Annotated in this window: 1 rRNA gene; it reads left to right on the plus strand. The window is 49.6% G+C overall.

The features are described 5' to 3' along the window. The first annotated feature begins 259 nt into the window (after positions 1-259). A 23S ribosomal RNA gene (locus tag MWG72_RS15360) occupies positions 260-3,153 on the plus strand. The last annotated feature ends 21 nt before the right edge of the window (positions 3,154-3,174 follow it).

Consider the following 3,174-nt stretch of genomic DNA (forward strand, 5'->3'; position numbering starts at 1 on the left):
CCTGACCTGACGAAGGCTGGAAAAATCATTAACAGAATATATTTGAGTTGAAATAATTTGTTCAAACTCGTTTCAAGTAGGCAACTACAAGAAATGAGTTCTAGCGAAATTAACTGAATCAAGCGTTTTGGTATATGAATCTAATTGAAGCTGTACGGTGCTTAAGTGCACAAACGCCAACTGTATGAGCGTGATGAGAGATCATCACAATCTGTTGCTTATCCCACTTGTAAGGATAAACGACTGTTTGGGGTTGTATAGTCAAGTAATTAAGTGCATGTGGTGGATGCCTTGGCAGTCAGAGGCGATGAAAGACGTGATAGCCTGCGAAAAGCTCCGGGGAGGCGGCAAATATCCTGTGATCCGGAGATGTCTGAATGGGGAAACCCACTTACCATAAGGTAGGTATTGCAACATGAATACATAGTGTTGCAAGGCGAACGAGGGGAAGTGAAACATCTCAGTACCCTTAGGAAAAGAAATCAATTGAGATTCCCTCAGTAGCGGCGAGCGAAAGGGGAAGAGCCCATTAAGTCATATAAGTTCTAGTGGAACGCTCTGGGAAGTGCGACCGTAGACGGTGATAGTCCTGTACACGAAAGGGCTTATATGATGATGTCGAGTAGGGCGAGGCACGTGAAACCTTGTCTGAATATGGGGGGACCATCCTCCAAGGCTAAATACTCCTGACTGACCGATAGTGAACCAGTACCGTGAGGGAAAGGCGAAAAGAACCCCTGTGAGGGGAGTGAAATAGATCCTGAAACCGCATGCATACAAGCAGTGGGAGCCGACTTGTTCGGTGACTGCGTACCTTTTGTATAATGGGTCAGCGACTTATATTCAGTAGCGAGGTTAACCGCATAGGGGAGCCGTAGGGAAACCGAGTCTTAATAGGGCGTTTAGTTGCTGGGTATAGACCCGAAACCAGGTGATCTATCCATGAGCAGGTTGAAGGTTGGGTAACACTAACTGGAGGACCGAACCCACTGTCGTTGAAAAGCCAGGGGATGACTTGTGGATAGGGGTGAAAGGCTAATCAAACTTGGTGATAGCTGGTTCTCCCCGAAAGCTATTTAGGTAGCGCCTCGGACGAATACCATTGGGGGTAGAGCACTGTTTCGGCTAGGGGGTCATCCCGACTTACCAAACCGATGCAAACTCCGAATACCAATGAGTACTATCCGGGAGACAGACTGCGGGTGCTAACGTCCGTAGTCAAGAGGAAAACAATCCAGACCGCCAGCTAAGGCCCCAAAATTATAGTTAAGTGGGAAACGATGTGGGAAGGCATAGACAGCTAGGAGGTTGGCTTAGAAGCAGCCACCCTTTAAAGAAAGCGTAATAGCTCACTAGTCGAGTCGGCCTGCGCGGAAGATGTAACGGGGCTAAAACTATATGCCGAAGCTGCGGATGCATAATTTATTATGCGTGGTAGGGGAGCGTTCTGTAAGCCGATGAAGGTGGATTGAGAAGTCTGCTGGAGGTATCAGAAGTGCGAATGCTGACGTGAGTAACGACAATGCGAGTGAAAAACTCGCACGCTGAAAGACCAAGGGTTCCAGTCCAACGTTAATCGGGGCTGGGTGAGTCGACCCCTAAGGCGAGGCCGAGAGGCGTAGTCGATGGGAAATTGGTTAATATTCCAATACTTCTGTGTAATGCGATGAGAGGACGGAGAAGGTTAAGTCAGCCTGGCGTTGGTTGTCCAGGTGGAAGGTTGTAGGCATGTATCTTAGGCAAATCCGGGGTACTCTATGCTGAGAACTGATAGCAAGCTGTACTTGTACAGTGAAGTGGCTGATACCATGCTTCCAGGAAAAGTCTCTAAGCTTCAGTTACACAGGAATCGTACCCGAAACCGACACAGGTGGTCAGGTCGAGTAGACCAAAGCGCTTGAGAGAACTCTGCTGAAGGAACTAGGCAAAATGGTACCGTAACTTCGGGAGAAGGTACGCTGTTGTCTGTGATAGGACTTGCTCCTTGAGCGGCCGACAGCCTCAGAAACCAGGCCCCTGCAACTGTTTATTAAAAACATAGCACTCTGCAAACACGAAAGTGGACGTATAGGGTGTGATGCCTGCCCGGTGCTGGAAGGTTAATTGATGGGGTTAGCGTAAGCGAAGCTCTTGATCGAAGCCCCAGTAAACGGCGGCCGTAACTATAACGGTCCTAAGGTAGCGAAATTCCTTGTCGGGTAAGTTCCGACCTGCACGAATGGCATAATGATGGGGGCGCTGTCTCCAGCAGAGACTCAGTGAAATCGAATTCGCCGTGAAGATGCGGTGTACCCGCGGCTAGACGGAAAGACCCCGTGAACCTTTACTGCAGCTTGACATTGAACTTTGATCTTACTTGTGTAGGATAGGTGGGAGGCTTTGAAGTCGCGACGCTAGTTGCGATGGAGCCGTCCTTGAAATACCACCCTGGTAATATTGAGGTTCTAACTCTGTCCCGTTATCCGGGACGAGGACCATGTCTGGTGGGTAGTTTGACTGGGGCGGTCTCCTCCTAAAGAGTAACGGAGGAGTACGAAGGTGCGCTCAGCGTGGTCGGAAATCACGCGTAGAGTATAAAGGCAAAAGCGCGCTTAACTGCGAGACCCACAAGTCGAGCAGGTACGAAAGTAGGTCTTAGTGATCCGGTGGTTCTGTATGGAAGGGCCATCGCTCAACGGATAAAAGGTACTCTGGGGATAACAGGCTGATACCGCCCAAGAGTTCATATCGACGGCGGTGTTTGGCACCTCGATGTCGGCTCATCTCATCCTGGGGCTGAAGCAGGTCCCAAGGGTATGGCTGTTCGCCATTTAAAGAGGTACGCGAGCTGGGTTTAGAACGTCGTGAGACAGTTCGGTCCCTATCTACCGTGGGCGTTGGAAATTTGAGAGGATCTGCTCCTAGTACGAGAGGACCAGAGTGGACGAACCTCTGGTGTACCGGTTGTCACGCCAGTGGCATCGCCGGGTAGCTATGTTCGGAAGGGATAACCGCTGAAAGCATCTAAGCGGGAAGCCTACCTCAAGATAAGATTTCCCCGAGACTTTATGTCTCCTAAAGAGCCGTTGAAGACTACGACGTTGATAGGTTGGATGTGGAAGCATAGTGATATGTGAAGCTGACCAATACTAATTGCTCGTGAGGCTTGACTATACAACACCCAAACAGTTGTTG

The organism is Acinetobacter lwoffii (genome assembly GCF_022967985.1).
Classification (GTDB): domain Bacteria; phylum Pseudomonadota; class Gammaproteobacteria; order Pseudomonadales; family Moraxellaceae; genus Acinetobacter.